The sequence below is a fragment of the Peptoniphilus obesi ph1 genome (genome assembly GCF_000311865.1).
In the GTDB taxonomy this organism is placed as follows: domain Bacteria; phylum Bacillota; class Clostridia; order Tissierellales; family Peptoniphilaceae; genus Peptoniphilus_E; species Peptoniphilus_E obesi.
The window spans coordinates 117276-132329 of the sequence record NZ_HE978583.1; the positions used below are offsets into that span (position 1 = coordinate 117276).

Here is a 15054-nt window from a genome sequence, read left to right on the forward strand (position 1 = left end):
CTCCTATCCTATATTAATAAAGCATTCAGGATACCTAAGCAGCCTATCTTTTGCTTTCATTCCAAAGGCATAGCCCATCGTTATTGGTCCCAGCCTACCTATATACATACAAATTGTGATTAAAATTTTTCCCAAGTTTGAAAAATCTGAAGTTATTCCCTTGCTTGTGCCTACTGTTGCAAGAGCAGAAACTGTTTCAAATAATATATCTATGGTCTTAAAGTTTTCGCTTATACTTAAAGTGAAGGTTAGTAGCATGACTATAGATATACTTATAGTAAAAATTGCCAAGGCTTTTTTTACAACTTGGTCATCAATATGTCTATCAAAAACTATTGTTTCTCTTTCTCCCTTTACTATGGATACAGTTGATAGAATTAAGACCGCAAAGGTTGTTGTCTTTATTCCACCAGCTGTTGAACCTGGAGATCCTCCTATAAACATAAGGGTCATTAAAAGAAGGGCCGTTGAATCTTTTATTTTTGAAAGATCCACAGATGAAAATCCAGATGTCCTTGCAACAACAGATTGAAAACTTGATTGAAGTATTGAACTTCCCAAACTTTGGTCCGCCAAGACTCCGCCACTTTTTTCTAATATAAAAAATCCTAAAGTTCCAAGTAGAATTAATAGGCCAGTCACTATTAAAACTATTTTTGAATGAGTTGAGATTTTTTTTAAGTCTCTTTTATAATACAGTTCACCGGTTACTATAAATCCAAGACCCCCAATAATTGTTAAAAGTTCTAGACATATATTTATTATAAAGTCATCCTTGTATAAAATTATTGAGTCGCCAAGTATATCAAATCCTGCATTACAAAAGGCTGATATTGAGTGAAAGACTGAATACCAGATTCCAGTTTTTATACCAAATTTTGGAATAAAAGATATAGACAAGATCAAGGCTCCTATTAGTTCTACACTAAAAGTAAAGATTAAAACATACCTAAAAAGTCTAATAATCCCATTCAAATTTTTTATATTAAACTGTTCTCTTAATATTTGCCTAGATTTTAAGCCAAATTTTTCTCCTAATATTAGTGGAATAAGCGATGCAAAACTCATGACTCCCAGTCCACCAATTTGAATTAGAAAAATAATTATAATTTGTCCATATAGATTCCAATGTCCAGCCGTATTTACAGTTGTGAGCCCTGTTACACATGATGCACTTGAGGCTGTGAAAAATGAATCAAATAGACTTGTTGCTTGACCACTTTTGCTGACAAATGGCAAAGACAAAAGAAGTCCTCCAAGAGTAATTAAAAGTGCAAAAGCTAAGGCCAGCACAAGTGGAGGATTTGAACTTATTTTATTGTAGATTTTATTTATTGAATTATTTTCCATTTTCTACCTATCTTATATTTTATTTTTATAATTTTTCTAGCTAGATTTTATAACCAAGACTTGTAATTGTCAAAATAAAAAGAGCATTTATATAAAATTTTATGAAATAAAAAAGACCTAAGTTTTTAAACTTAAGTCTTTCATTTTCTTATAAATTTATTCTTTCAATATTTGCTCCAAGGCTTCTAAATTTTTCTTCTATATCTTCATATCCTCTGTCGATATGATAAATATCAGAAATAATTGTTTCGCCTTCTGCAACAATTCCTGCAAGTATCAAGGCTGCTCCTGCTCTTAGATCAGTTGCCCTAACTTCTGCTCCGTGGAGCTTACTTGCCCCAAATACTGCTGCATCTCTGTCATCAATTTCTATATTTGCTCCCATTCTCTTTAGTTCATTTACATGCATAAACCTGTTTTCAAAAACAGTTTCGATTGCATGACTTTCTCCTTCAAGTTGGGTCATCAAGGCTAAGAATTGAGCTTGCATATCTGTTGGAAATCCTGGATAAGGCAGGGTTTTTATATTTATTGCCTTTTTTTCTTTACAACCAATTACCCTAATCTTATCATCGTCTTCTATAACTTTTGCACCTGATTCAATTAGTTTGGCTATTATTGGTCTCATATGAGAAGATATCACATTTTCAACTTCTATATCTCCATCGCTAATAGCTGCTGCTACCATAAAAGTTCCAGCTTCTATCCTATCAGGTATAATTTGATGAGAACAACCTCTTAGTTTTTCTACACCCTTTATTTGTATTGTTGATGTTCCAGCACCCATAACCTTTGCTCCCATTTTATTTAAAAAGTTTGCAAGGTCTACTATTTCAGGTTCCTTAGCTGCATTATCAATAATTGTTTCTCCCTTTGCAGTTGTAGCAGCCATGATTATATTTTCAGTCGCCCCAACTGATGGAAAGTCTAAATATATATTTGCTCCAACAAGTTCATCACATGAAGCTACTATGACATCCTCATTCATATCAATCTTTGCTCCAAGGGCTTCAAAGCCTTTTAGGTGAAGATCTATTGGTCTTGATCCAATATTACATCCTCCAGGAAAAGATGTGCTTGTCTCTCCCATTCTAGCTAATAATGGTCCCATAACCAAGAATGACGCTCTCATTTTGTTCATTAACTGGTAATCAGTCTCTGTATTATTTAAATTTTTTGAATTAATTTTTAAGTTATTTTTGCCTAGTTTTTCAATTTTGCAACCTAGACTTTCTAAGACTTCAATAATAATTTCAACATCTTTTAGTTCTGGTACATCTTCTAAAAATATATCTTCTGTACCCAATATAGATGCGGCCAGTATTGGAAGTGCGGCATTTTTCGCACCGCTAACCCTGACAGATCCAACAAGTGCAGGACTCTTTTTTACTATAATTTTTTCCAAAACATACCTCCGTGCGTATTAATACTAATATTATATCATATGAAACCATCTTCATATAAAGATTTACTCATTTGATTTTAATGACTCTATCATATCAATGTTTTTTAGTTTCTTATGGAATATTACCATAACTAAAAGGCTGACAACAAATGTTATAAGACCTGCTATGATAAAAGTTTCTATCCCTATTGATGGATCAAACATCATGACATTTGGTTCTACAATTTTTAAAACACTGTGGTGGAGTATTGATCCTACGAAGATCCCGATTAATATTCCCAGCAAGGTCAAAACAAAGGATTCTCTATACACATACATGGTCATTTCTTTTGGATAGAATCCGAGAACTTTTATTGTTGATAGCTCTCTTTTCCTTTCTTCAATATTTATATTAGTTAAGCTATATAAAACTACAACTGCTAGCGTGCTTGAAGCAACGATTACTATTAGCTCAATTTTTGATATCGAATACATAAATTTATTCATTATATTTTTTGCATTTTCAGTATCAAAACTTGAAAGTACCGCCTTATTTTCTGTGAACTTTGCAGCTAATTTTTGTCTGTCTGACTTATCTAAGTTTAATTTCATAAAGTCTGTATTGCTATTAAATTCATAACCAAACAATTTTTCATAATAATCTTTATTCATAAATAAATAATGACCATTACACATTTCACATATTGCTGCTATCTCAACTGTGTGGATTTTATCTTCTATGTCTATGATTTCTATGCTATCTCCAACTTTTAAATCTTTTAATTCTGCAAGTTTTGCTGTTATCACTGCTCCTCTTTTTGGAAGATCAATTTTTTCCTTGGTCTTTCTATCTCTTAAAAGGAAGTAGTCAGATAATTCTTTGTCATCTTCTGGAATTATTAAAGTTAAGTCTTGGTCTATAGCTGGAAATTTAACCTTGAAATTTTCTTGATAAAATTTTCCATAATCGATTTTTAAACTATCTACATCTTGCCTATAAGATTCATAGGCTTCTGGATCTATTTCTTGGTCATAGGATACTGCTAAATTATATTTTTGCAGGCTTTCATATTGGATAAGTTCAATTCCATTTATAGATCTCTTTAGTCCAAAGCCTAAAATTAATAGCGACATGCAGCCCATAACTCCGATAACTGTCATTATCATCCTGCCCTTGTATCTAAATAAGTTTCTAGCAGTTACCTTGTGCAAAAAGCTCATTTTATTCCATATTGGACTTATCCTTTCTAGGAAAATCCTATTTCCTGATGTCGGCGCTTTTACTCTTAATAAGTTTTGTGTCTTCTTTTAATAGTTTTTTAGCTGCGAGTAAGGCAGCAAAGGCAGTGAATAACAAGCCAACCAAGATTGATAAAATCATTCTTATTGGGAAAAATCTAATGCTTATTTGATTTTCAAGTATGGTTCCTGTGAAATATGCATTGGCTATTATATTTGGAAGTATATAAGATCCTAGAATAGAACCAATTAGACCTCCAATAACTGATGCCAAGGCTCCATAGTTAAAATATTTTCTTGCAATTTTAGAATTTTCATAGCCCAGTGCCTTGTAGGTTCCTATTGTAATTCTTTGCTCATCTACCATCCTTGTCATGCTGGTAAATGAAACTAATAATGCAATTAAAAAGAAGAAAACTGGAAATACTAAGGACAAGGAGTCGACCCTGTCTGAAAAGTCATAGTAATTATTCAGAGCAAAGTTTAAATATCTAGGACTTATCGAGTAGATAGGTTCTTTTAAAATTCTCATTATTCTTCTTGCATCATCAAGTTTTATTTTTGCATCTGAAATCTCTTGATTTGCTTCAATTGACTTATCTTGATATTCTTTTTCACCCTTGGCTAGATCCCTTTCTCCCTTGTATAGCTTGCTTTTAGCATCGTCTAGCTTTCCTCTGGCTGATTTATATTCTTTGTCAAATTCTTCTTCAGATTCTTGATAAGTTTTTAAACCAGCTTCGTATTGGTCTTTTCCACTTTCTAATTTGCCTTTGGACTCTAAATACTTGCCATAATTTTCTTGGTATTCTTTTTCGCCCTTGTCATAATCATTTCTTGCTTTTTTTAGTTTCTGATTTGCATCATCTAGCTTGATTTTAGAATCTTCTAGTTCAGCTTTTCCTTTTTCATACTTTTCTTTTGCCTGATCAATCTTTGCTTTATTTTCTCGATACTTATATTCTCCTTCTTGAGCCTTTTGTTCTGCTTCTGCTATTTGTTTCTTTCCATCTTCAAGTTGTTCTTTAGATTGGTCAAGTTTTGCTTTTCCAACTTCAAGTTCTTTTGAATTATCTCTTATCTGTCTTATTCCAGATCTTGCTTCTTTGATTTTTGATTGATAAGCATTTACTGCATCAAGGCTTCTCATGTCAGCTGGAAGTCTAGAAACTGCTTGGTCTAGGCTGGCTTTGCTAGCATTTGCTACTTGGAGTTTATTATTCAAATCTTTTATTTGTAAATCTAATTCAGATGATTTTGCTTGCATGGCAGAAATTTCTGCATTTATTCTTGCCCTATCTTCTTCTGATAGGTTTGGATCTTGAAGCTCAGTTTGCTTTAAGGCTATGGCTTGGTCCACTTGTGCCTTTGCTGCATTTAGCTGATCTATTCCAGCCTTTGCTTGTTCAATTGATGAATTTACTTCTTGGTAGGAAGATAAAAGACTTTTTGCTTGAGCAAGTTGTGAATCTAATTCGTTGATCTTATCTTCAAGTTGGTTTAAATCAGATGTTGTCATAGATAAAGACCCTGCAAGCTGGTTTATAGCTTGATTTATTTTTTCTTGTCCATCTTTTATTTTCTTATCATTTTCTTCTATTTCTTTTTGACCATCATTAATTTTTTTCTTGGACTCATCTATTTTTGCCCAGCCTTTTTCGAGTTCATCTCTTCCTTCTCTTAGCTGTTTTTCGCCCTCATCTATTTGGGTTTTTCCTGACTTTAATTCTCCAAGTCCTTGGTCATATTTACTTTTTCCTTCAAGGTATTGGTCTTGACCTTTTACTATATCTACTTTTGCTTGGTCTAGGTCGCTTCTTCCCTTTTTTAATTTTCCATCTGCGTCTGCTAATTCTTTTTCTCCGCTTTCTAAGTCAGATTTAGACTTATATAACTTATTTTTTTCCTCATCTAATTTTGACCTAGCATCAGAAGTTTTACTTTCTAGCTCACTTTCTCCACTGGCATAATCTTTTTTGGCCTTGAATAATTTATCCTTTGCTTTTTCTAAATCATCCTTACCTTTGACTAGTCTTTCTTCTGCATCATCAATCTTATCTTCTCCACTTTCGATTTCGTCTTCTATGTCTGTTTTTATGCCATAAAGTCTTTCTTTTGGTCTTTGTTTAAAGAGTATGTCTAGGTCCTCTCTCGCTTCTTCGACTTGGTCCTTATATTCTTGTGAACTAGTTTTTAACCCTTTTGTGCTTGTTAAAATTATTCTAGCTATTGTCGGATCCATATTGAAATTTTCTGCATCAATATATGCCAATCCGTCTAGACTACCTAATCCCCTTAAAGAATAACCCCTGAAATCTTTCATTATATTTTGGGCTGAATCAAAAAAGCCAACTATTTTAAATTCATAGCTATTTAATTTATCTTCTTTATCTTCATCTTCTAATGAAAATTTATTTACTTCCTTATTGAATTTTATTGTTTGACCTATCTTATATCCTTTTTCTTTTAAAACTCTATCTAGGATAATCTCGCCCGCTTTTGGCGGTCGACCCTCTCTTATGATAGGCATATTAATTTTAAAGGGCATATTAGTAAGCTTTAGCAAAAGAACATCGCCCTTTACTGATAGGTCTTGGTCATAGGCATATTCCAATTCTTCTATATTATCCAAAGATTCTATCAGTCTTATGTCCTTGTTCTCAAATTCCAAGCTGGAAGTAATCATAATATCTTCATAATTTTGCTCTTTGACTAATTTATCCAGGCTGTCTCTCATGATTGTTCCTGTTGTTATTAATCCAATAAAAATAAATACTCCCAAGGCAACGATTAGAAGAATTGATAAGAATCTAGAGTATGATTTTTTTATATCTCTAAATGTATCTTTATTTATTAAATTCAAAACTACCGCCTACCATTCTATATCCTCGATATTAGCAGGATTTTCATTTATTTCTATATTTCTTACCTTTGCATCTACAATTTCTATAACCTTATCTGCTGCAGGTGCTATGGCGTGGTTGTGAGTTATTATTATTACAGTTGTAGAAAATGTTTTTGTGAGTGATTTTAGTAGGGATAAAACTTGTCTTCCAGTGTTATAGTCAAGTGCTCCTGTTGGTTCGTCGCATAAAAGTATGCTTGGACTTTTCGCAATTGCTCTTGCTATTGCCACCCTTTGTTGTTCTCCTCCAGATAATTGAGAAGGAAAATTATTCATCCTATCTTTTAGTCCAACAGATTCTAAAACTTTTTTTGGATCTTTTGAATCTCTAACAATTTGGCTTGCAAGTTCTACATTTTCAAGTGCAGTTAAATTAGGTATTAAATTATAAAATTGAAATACAAAACCCATGTCATCTCTTCTATACTTAGTAAGTTCTTTAGAATCCATGTCTGAAATAATTTTATCTCCAATTTTTATTCTTCCAGAGCTGGCTGTATCCATTCCACCCATAATATTTAAAAGTGTTGACTTACCTGCTCCAGATGGTCCAACAACTAAAGCAAATTCTGCTTCTTCTATATCAAAGCTTATGTCTTCATTTGCAGTTATTATTGTTTCGCCCATTTTATAATTTTTATATAAATTTCTAACTTCAATAAATGCCATATTTTTCACCTAATTTCTTTTCTTAATTATACCATAATAGATTTTTTCAATTCATTTTTATCCCATTTGCAAGCCATTTTATTATAATTTTTTTACTTTTTTCTAATATGCTATAATATGAATATATGGAGGTAATATAATGAAAAAAATAATTAATATTGAAGGCATGTCTTGCGAAAATTGCGTAAAACATGTTACTGAATCACTTGAAAATATAAACGAATTAGATAGTGTTAAAGTTTCTTTATTAAGAAATGCTGCAAAAGTTGAATCTAAAGAAGATGTTGAAGATGAAAAACTTAAAAAAGCAATTGAAGATGCTGGCTACAAGGTAACTTCTGTTGAAAATGCGTAAAAAAAAAGGGTGAATTATCACCCTTTTTTATTTGCTTAATGAATTTTTTTTGCTTTTATAGTAAAGTATAAATAATAAATCAGCAAAGGAGAATTTTAATGAAAAAATTACTACAATATGCCCTTGCATATTTTCCACTATTTATATTATCTGCCATTGTTTATACCCTAGTAGTTTACATAAAAAATGGTCATGTTACTTATGATATTGAATACTTGGTTGGCGTTTTATCTACTATGGCTGTTGCCTATTTTTCTTTAACTCATTTGAGTAAGAAAAGACAAAGAGACGAAGCCCAAGCAAAAAAATCAAAAAAGTCTAAGAGAAAAAACTAATTAAAGTATCTTGCTTAAGAAACTTTTAGTTCTTTCATTTTGTGGGTTATTAAATATTTCATCTGGTGTGTTTGATTCTAAAACCACACCGGAATCTATAAATATTACCCTGTCAGCAACTTCTCTAGCAAAGCCCATTTCATGAGTTACTATAACCATGGTCATGCCTTCTTGTGCAAGTTGCTTGATTACATCAAGTACTTCTCCGACCATTTCCGGGTCAAGTGCTGATGTTGGTTCATCAAATAACATAACTTCAGGCTCCATAGCTAGGGCCCTAACTATAGCTATTCTTTGTTGTTGGCCACCAGATAATTTTTTAGGATATTGGTCCTTTTTATCTTCTAGTCCAACTCTTTTTAATAGGTCTATAGCTTTCTTTTCTGCCTCTTCTTTTGTCATCTTATTTGTAAGAATTGGGGCAAGTGTTATGTTTTCTAAAACAGTTTTGTGTGGGAATAGGTTGAAAGATTGGAAAACCATTCCCATTTTTTGTCTAACCTTATCTATATCTACTTTTGGATCATTTATCTTAACTCCATCAACATAAATTTCTCCACCATTTACTTCTTCAAGTAGGTTGAGACATCTTAAAAAGGTTGATTTACCAGATCCAGATGGTCCTATAACAACAAGGACTTCTCCGTCCTTTACTTCTTCATTTATCCCTTTTAAAACTTCTAATTTTCCAAAATTCTTTTTTAGATCTACAGTTTTAATCATTAGCCAAACTCCTTTCCCATACAGCCATAAGTTTTGATAAGCTTAGGGTCAATATAAGATAGCATATTGCAGCATAGACCATTGGCTTGATTGGCATATAGGTTTGTGCTTTAACAGCTGTTGCCTTATAAATAATATCTGGCACACCAACCATTATTACAATTGCAGTTTCCTTAATTAGAGCTATAAATTCATTTCCTAGTGAAGGAAGAATAATTTTTACAGCTTGTGGCAAAATTATATTTTTTAGGGTTTGAGATTTTGTTAGACCAAGCGATCTAGCTGCTTCTGTTTGTCCCTTATCAACAGAATTAATACCACCTCTAAAAATTTCTGCAATATATGCTCCGGCGTTTACGATTATAGCAATTGAACAAAGTAATATGGAACTTCTTAAAAATTCCATATCCTTTGGTATAACTGTCTTCAGTCCGAAAAAGATAATTAAAAGTTGAACCATAAGTGGTGTTCCTCTAATAGTTTCTATATAAACTCTAGATATGCCTCTTAAAACTTTTTTGTTACTAAGTCTCATAGTGGCTATTAAAAGTCCTAAAAGACTTCCAAATACTACGCCTATAAGTGATAGAAGAACTGTAATCCCTATTCCTGATAAATAAGCATAGTAGTATTTTCTAATAAAATCTAATTCATTTTGTATAAACACTATTATCTCCTATTTATCTGTTGATAGTTCAAAATATTCTTTTTCCCAAGCTTTAACTTGGTCATTTTCGTTTAATTTAGTTAATGTTTTATTAATTTGTTCTACAAGTTCTGCATTTCCTTTTTTGATTGCTATTGAATAAGCATCTTCTGGTGGAGCTTGTATATCTATAACTTTTAATTCTTTGTGCATTTCTGCAAATTTATTTGCTGGTATACCTGATAAGAAGGCTGCATCAAATGTTCCATTTTTAAGTTCCATAATAATGTTGTTATTATCTGGAAGGCCTGTTACAGTAACTCCATTCTTTTCAAAGTTTTCTTTAGCAAAAATTTCTTGAGTTGATCCAAGTTGAACACCAACAGTAATATTTTTTAAATCATCTATTGTTTTATATTTATCTGCATCTTCAGCTCTAACTAATAAAAGTTGTTCTTGTGAAGTGTATGGATCTGAAAAATCAACTGCTTCTCTTCTTTCATCTGTTGCAGCCATACCAGCTATAACAAAATCCATCTCATTTGCATTTAGGGCAGCTAATAAGCCGTCAAATTGCATATCTTTAATTTTAAGTTCTACACCTAAATCATCTGCTATTGCCTTTGCTATTTCAATATCAACACCGATGATTTCATCTTTTGAGCCATCAATATCATGCCATTCGTATGGTGGATATTCAGCTGATGTTCCCATTGTGATATATCCTTGTTTTTTAATATCTTCCAGACTTTGACCTGCTTGTGTTGTAGCTTCTTGGTCGCTAGTTGCATTTGTAGCATCAACATTTTGGTTTGCAGTTGGGTCATTTGCTTTACATCCAACAAGTAATATTCCTAACAATAAACTTAAAACTAATATTTTTTTCATAATTTTCCTCCTCAATTTTTAACTTAAACGACATCATTCTTTAGTTAAAAAAGGGCCGCACATTGAGATTTATGTGCTTTGTTAAAGCAGTCAATTTTCTTCCTCCTCTTAAATATTTTTTCCATTATACTCTTTTATTAAACAATATTCAAGATTTTTTTACATGATAATTGACTAAAGTACAATAAATTTAAAACTATATTAAATTTATTTTTATTTCTTATTTTTGTTTTTTATTTGATTTTTGTCTTATAATAAATTTTAGGTGAAACAATGATTAAAAAATTATTTATTTTAAGCTCTGCTGCTGGAAAAAAAGACTTTGATAAGTTTGAAAAAGAAATTATAGACTGCTATAAGAAAAATAATAGACTGGACGAACTTGAAATTGTTAAAACTAAAAGCAAGAAAGACTTGGAAGATTCTTGCATAAAATTTTTAAATACAGATTTTCCAAATTTTGATAAAAAAATTATCTATGCTTGTGGTGGAGATGGTAGCCTAAATGAAATTGCAAATATTATTGCTTCTTCTAAGAATAAGGCTGGACTTGGACTTATACCCATGGGAACTGCAAACGACTTTTCTAAAAATTTTGATTATTCAAATTTTTCTTTAGAAGATACTTTTGAACCTGAGCTAAGCAAGATTGATTTGATAAAAATAAACGACCGTTATTCTATAAATATCTTTTCGACTGGTTTTGATGCCAAGGTTTTAGACCAGGCTTTAAAACTCTTGGATAAATATGCAAGGCTTTCTAGCCTTGCATATGCTCTTGCTGTTTTAAAAATAATATTTAAGATAAAGGCTTCTAAATTAAAAATCTCTTTTCTTGATGAAAATGATTTAAAAATAGAAAAGGAAAATTCCTATATTTTTTGCCACTGTTTGCAACGGATCTTATTATGGGTCTGGTTTTAATCCAGCTCCTGATGCAAAAATAGATGATGGTTTTTTGAATTTGCTTTTGGTTGATGATACCAACCTATTAAATATCATTCCCTTGATAAGAAAGTATAAAAAAGGCAGCCACTTATCTAGCAAGTATGTAGATTATTATCTAGTAAAGAGTGGACAAATTTCTTCTGATGAAGAGATGCTAATTAATATTGATGGCTACATTATTAAAGACAAAAATATAAATTTTGAGATCGCAGAAGCTGCACTTGATTTTCATATAATAAAATAAGGACTCCTGAGAGTCCTTTATTTATTTAACTATAACTTTTTCGTCTATATCCATTTTTTTCTTTTCTTTTGGTTCTTCAATTATATTTCCAAAAACCATTTGAGCTTTTAAAATCCAATCTTTATCAATTCCAAATTTTTCTTTTGTTTCATCATCAATTATTGGATTGTAGTGTTGTAAATTTGCTCCAAGGCCAATATCTCTTAATCCCAACCATAGTGCCATGGTTATCAAACCAGAATTTACATCAGACCAAGGGTCTACATTTTCAGCATATTTTGGATATTTTTCTTTTAATTCTTCATTAACTTTTCCATCTTCAAAAATCAAAATACTTGCAAAAGCATTTTTAAATCCATTTATTTTCTTTTCAGTTTTTTTGAACTTTTCTTCATCGCCTACTTTTTTTCTCAAAGTTTCCATAACTATTTTTCCCCAAAGATAGTCATGATCTTCTCCAAATAAAAGCACTAGTCTTTGAGACTGTCCATTATATGAACTTGGAGTGTGGTGGGCGATTTCTTTTATATATGATGCTAATTTTTCCTTGCCTATATCAACGTTTTTATCTAAAGCATAGATAGATCTTCTTTTTTTCATCACTTCTAATAAATTTGAATTCAAAATATCACATCCTTATTTATTTTTACCCATCTTTTAAATAATTGTATCTTTATATATAATATTTGTTGGTGATAATATGAAAACAGTTTTAATAACAGGTGCAGCAAGGGGAATTGGCAAGGCCATAGCTAAAAGACTTGCTGATGAAAAAATATATAATATTGTAATAAATTACAATTCTTCTATCGATTCTGCTCTAGAACTTGAAAAAGAGCTTAAGGAAAAAAATATAAATTGTCTGGCCCTCCAAGCAGATATTTCTGATTTTAATCAAGTGAAAAAAATGTTTGATAAGATAAATGAAGTTTTTGGTGGGGTTGATATTTTAATTAATAATGCTGGGATTTCTCAGTCAAGTCAATTTCAAGACCTCTCTTATGAAGATTGGACAAAGATGTTTGATGTAAATGTGCATGGTACTTTTAATAATATAAAGTGTGCTATTGAATATATGCTGAGTGAAAAAAATGGAGTTATCTTAAATTTTTCATCCATTTGGGGTTCACATGGTGCTTCTTGTGAAGTTTCCTATGCTGCTAGCAAGGGTGCAATTGAAGCTATTACAAAATCTCTTGCTCTTGAACTTGCTCCCTCAAATATAAGAGTAAATGCAATAGCTCCAGGCACTGTCAATACTGACATGATGAAATTCTATTCAGATATCGATATTAAAGAAATCTGTAATGAGATTCCCATGATGAGAATGGCAGAGCCTGAAGAAATTGCAGAGCTTGTTTGTTTTTTAATTTCTGATAAAAATTCCTATATGACTGGACAGATTATATCTCCATCAGGTGGTATGTGCGTTTAATTGTTAAATAATTCTAAAAATACCTTGTAGACATAATAATTATCCATGTTTGATCCGAGTTCTCTAATAGAGTGCATTGCAAGCAGTGGATTTCCAATATCTACTGAATGTATTCTCAAATACTTTGAAGATATGGGTCCAATAGTGCTTCCGCCTCTTGATCCAGACTTGTTGTAAAAAGTTTGGACTGGAACTCCTGCTTTTTTGCAAAGTTCTTTAAATACTGCTGCAGAATAAGCATCTGATGAATAACTTTTATTTGCAGAATATTTAATTACTGGTCCTTGTCCCAGCTCTGGTCTGTTGCTTGGATCAGTTTTATCTTTGTAGGCAGGATGAAGAGCGTGTGCCATGTCTGCTGAGATCATAAAAGAATTATCAAGTGATCTTAAATATTCTTCTTCGCTTTTATTTAAGCCAAGTGCAATTCTTTGCATAACTTGCTCACTAGTTGGAGAATCCGCTCCTTGGTAAGACATTGATCCAACTTCTTCATTGTCTGTGCAAATATAAAGATTTACTGCTTGAGCCTTGCTATCTACTAGTGCCATCAAGCTTGTATATGCCATGCTAAGGTTGTCTTGTCTACCAACAGAAATAAATTCTTCATTTGGTCCAACCATGCTCGCTTTTTGACGATCATATAAATATAAATCATAATCAAGTATTTCTTCTTTATTTATTCCTAACTCTTCTGCTAAAAGTTCATTTAAATAATCTTCTTTTATTTCATCACTATCACTTGTTAAAATTGGAAGCAAGTGACTTTGTGGTTCATATTTAAATCCATTATTTATTTCCCTGTTCATATGGATACATAGGTTTGAGATTGTTAAAAGGTCTTTGTCTATTTTTACAAGCATAGATTTTGGTTTTAAGATATCGCCAGAACTTACTGTAACCCTGCCTGCTATGCTAAGTGGTTTATCAAGCCAAGTTGAAAAGATTGGTCCACCGTATACTTCTGTGTTTAGTCTTACAAGGCCCCCATCTTTAATTATTGGGTTAGATTTTATTTTAAAAGTTGGTGAGTCGCTGTGGGAACCAATAATCCTAAATCCGTCTTCTTCTATATTTTCACTTCCTATATTAAAAGCTATTATAGTTGATCCGTTAAATTTAAAATATCCCTTGTCAGATTTTTTTAATTTAATTTCATCACTAAGTTTGTATTCTTTAAAATTATTTTCTTTTAAGATTTTTTCAATGCTATCAACTGAATGGTAGGCAGAAACTGAATTATCTATAAAGTCTGCCAAGCCTCTTGAAATTTCTTCCTTATTCATCTATTGCCTCCTTTAGTTTTTTATATCTATCCATTACATCTTCATATTTTACATCATTTAATTCGTTCAAAGTCATTACATAATCCATAGCATCTTTTATTTTTTGGTCCTTGCTTGCTAGGTATTTTTCTTTCGCTGGACCCATCAAAGCCTTTAGTTTAGAAAAAACCTGCATAACTTGGTGTTCTTCCATAATATGGTCTATCAGATAACCTAATTGCCAAGTTTTATTGTGCTCAGTTACAACAGACTTGTGTGGGACATTTATATCTTTCTTTCTCAAATCAAGGACAAATTTTTGTAAAATTTTCCTATCAAAATCTGAAAATAAAATAAATTCAGTATCGACTTCTTGTCCCTCATACACTTGACTAGGATCAAAACTTCCTAAATCCATAAGTTCTCCTATGGTCTTTTTTAAATCCGACTCATCAAGCTCTTTAATATCTATTCCTAAATTGCTAGCTGATTTTTTTATTTCAGCAAGTCTATCATCATCTTTAAATCCGTAAAGTAAAATCTTTTTATCCATATCGTCCTCCTATTTTTAGTATATATTATTTAAATTTTTATTTGTATGCTTATATCTTATCTTAATAATCTCTTCTAGTAAAAAATACCACAAAAAAGAAGGGATAAACCCTTCT

At 31.6% G+C, this 15054-nt stretch carries 16 protein-coding genes; 5 read left to right on the forward strand and 11 right to left on the reverse strand.

From position 1 onward, the window contains the following. Positions 1-3 precede the first annotated feature (3 nt). The 5 genes from HGPB_RS08250 to HGPB_RS08265 all read right to left on the reverse strand — a co-directional run bounded on the left by HGPB_RS08250 (position 4) and on the right by HGPB_RS08265 (position 7547). Positions 4-1350, reverse strand: a complete 1347-nt coding sequence (locus HGPB_RS08250; protein WP_019133218.1) for a TrkH family potassium uptake protein — start codon at positions 1348-1350, stop codon at positions 4-6. Between the two features lie 148 nt (positions 1351-1498). Continuing rightward, complete coding sequence (murA, locus tag HGPB_RS08255) at positions 1499-2755, reverse strand: UDP-N-acetylglucosamine 1-carboxyvinyltransferase (RefSeq protein ID WP_019133219.1); 1257 nt, start codon at positions 2753-2755, stop codon at positions 1499-1501. Between the two features lie 63 nt (positions 2756-2818). Then, positions 2819-3955 carry an ABC transporter permease gene (locus HGPB_RS08520; RefSeq protein ID WP_081578490.1) on the reverse strand — a complete coding sequence of 379 codons (1137 nt, stop codon included), beginning with the start codon at positions 3953-3955 and terminating at the stop codon, positions 2819-2821. Positions 3956-3992: 37 nt separating this feature from the next. Then, positions 3993-6836, reverse strand: a complete 2844-nt coding sequence (locus HGPB_RS08260) for an FtsX-like permease family protein (protein ID WP_051008349.1) — start codon at positions 6834-6836, stop codon at positions 3993-3995. Positions 6837-6845: 9 nt separating this feature from the next. Continuing rightward, positions 6846-7547, reverse strand: a complete 702-nt coding sequence (locus HGPB_RS08265; protein ID WP_019133221.1) for an ABC transporter ATP-binding protein — start codon at positions 7545-7547, stop codon at positions 6846-6848. A gap of 139 nt (positions 7548-7686) precedes the next feature. Between HGPB_RS08265 and HGPB_RS08270 the strand changes: the two genes are divergently transcribed. Beyond that, positions 7687-7902 carry a heavy-metal-associated domain-containing protein gene (locus HGPB_RS08270; protein ID WP_019133222.1) on the forward strand — a complete coding sequence of 72 codons (216 nt, stop codon included), beginning with the start codon at positions 7687-7689 and terminating at the stop codon, positions 7900-7902. A 98-nt stretch (positions 7903-8000) separates the two neighbouring features. Continuing rightward, positions 8001-8237 carry an AzlD domain-containing protein gene (locus tag HGPB_RS08275; protein ID WP_019133223.1) on the forward strand — a complete coding sequence of 79 codons (237 nt, stop codon included), beginning with the start codon at positions 8001-8003 and terminating at the stop codon, positions 8235-8237. Here the strand turns inward: HGPB_RS08275 and HGPB_RS08280 are convergent, their stop codons facing one another. Genes HGPB_RS08280 through HGPB_RS08290 form a run of 3 tightly spaced genes read right to left on the reverse strand, consistent with a single transcriptional unit; the run spans position 8238 to position 10494 of the window. After that, positions 8238-8960, reverse strand: coding sequence for an amino acid ABC transporter ATP-binding protein (locus HGPB_RS08280; RefSeq protein ID WP_019133224.1), 723 nt, complete (start codon positions 8958-8960; stop codon positions 8238-8240). It lies immediately after the preceding gene. Then, positions 8953-9627 (reverse strand): amino acid ABC transporter permease, encoded by a 675-nt coding sequence (locus HGPB_RS08285; protein ID WP_019133225.1) that lies wholly within the window; start codon positions 9625-9627, stop codon positions 8953-8955. The genes HGPB_RS08280 and HGPB_RS08285 overlap by 8 nt, the downstream gene beginning before the upstream one ends. A 9-nt stretch (positions 9628-9636) precedes the next feature. After that, entirely contained in the window at positions 9637-10494 is an 858-nt protein-coding gene (locus HGPB_RS08290) for a transporter substrate-binding domain-containing protein (protein WP_019133226.1), read from the reverse strand. A 273-nt stretch (positions 10495-10767) separates the two neighbouring features. On the opposite strand from HGPB_RS08290, the gene HGPB_RS08295 reads away from it, so the two are divergent. Both HGPB_RS08295 and HGPB_RS08525 read left to right on the forward strand, forming a co-directional pair. After that, complete coding sequence (locus HGPB_RS08295) at positions 10768-11418, forward strand: diacylglycerol/lipid kinase family protein (RefSeq protein WP_051008350.1); 651 nt, start codon at positions 10768-10770, stop codon at positions 11416-11418. Continuing rightward, positions 11369-11686: a diacylglycerol/lipid kinase family protein gene (locus HGPB_RS08525; RefSeq protein ID WP_316245540.1), complete on the forward strand. Its 318-nt coding sequence runs from the start codon at positions 11369-11371 to the stop codon at positions 11684-11686. Before HGPB_RS08295 ends, HGPB_RS08525 begins: the two co-directional genes overlap by 50 nt. 21 nt (positions 11687-11707) lie before the next feature. Here HGPB_RS08525 and HGPB_RS08300 read toward each other — a convergent pair whose 3' ends face one another. Further along, positions 11708-12310: a nitroreductase family protein gene (locus HGPB_RS08300; RefSeq protein WP_019133227.1), complete on the reverse strand. Its 603-nt coding sequence runs from the start codon at positions 12308-12310 to the stop codon at positions 11708-11710. A 76-nt stretch (positions 12311-12386) separates the two neighbouring features. On the opposite strand from HGPB_RS08300, the gene ymfI reads away from it, so the two are divergent. After that, positions 12387-13121 carry an elongation factor P 5-aminopentanone reductase gene (gene ymfI / locus HGPB_RS08305; protein WP_019133228.1) on the forward strand — a complete coding sequence of 245 codons (735 nt, stop codon included), beginning with the start codon at positions 12387-12389 and terminating at the stop codon, positions 13119-13121. Here ymfI and HGPB_RS08310 read toward each other — a convergent pair. Together HGPB_RS08310 and HGPB_RS08315 are read right to left on the reverse strand one after the other, a co-directional pair. Further along, positions 13118-14407 carry a M18 family aminopeptidase gene (locus tag HGPB_RS08310; RefSeq protein WP_019133229.1) on the reverse strand — a complete coding sequence of 430 codons (1290 nt, stop codon included), beginning with the start codon at positions 14405-14407 and terminating at the stop codon, positions 13118-13120. The two genes, ymfI and HGPB_RS08310, sit on opposite strands and share 4 nt — an antisense overlap. Then, complete coding sequence (locus HGPB_RS08315) at positions 14400-14939, reverse strand: DUF3783 domain-containing protein (protein WP_019133230.1); 540 nt, start codon at positions 14937-14939, stop codon at positions 14400-14402. The genes HGPB_RS08310 and HGPB_RS08315 overlap by 8 nt, the downstream gene beginning before the upstream one ends. Between the last annotated feature and the right edge of the window lie 115 nt (positions 14940-15054).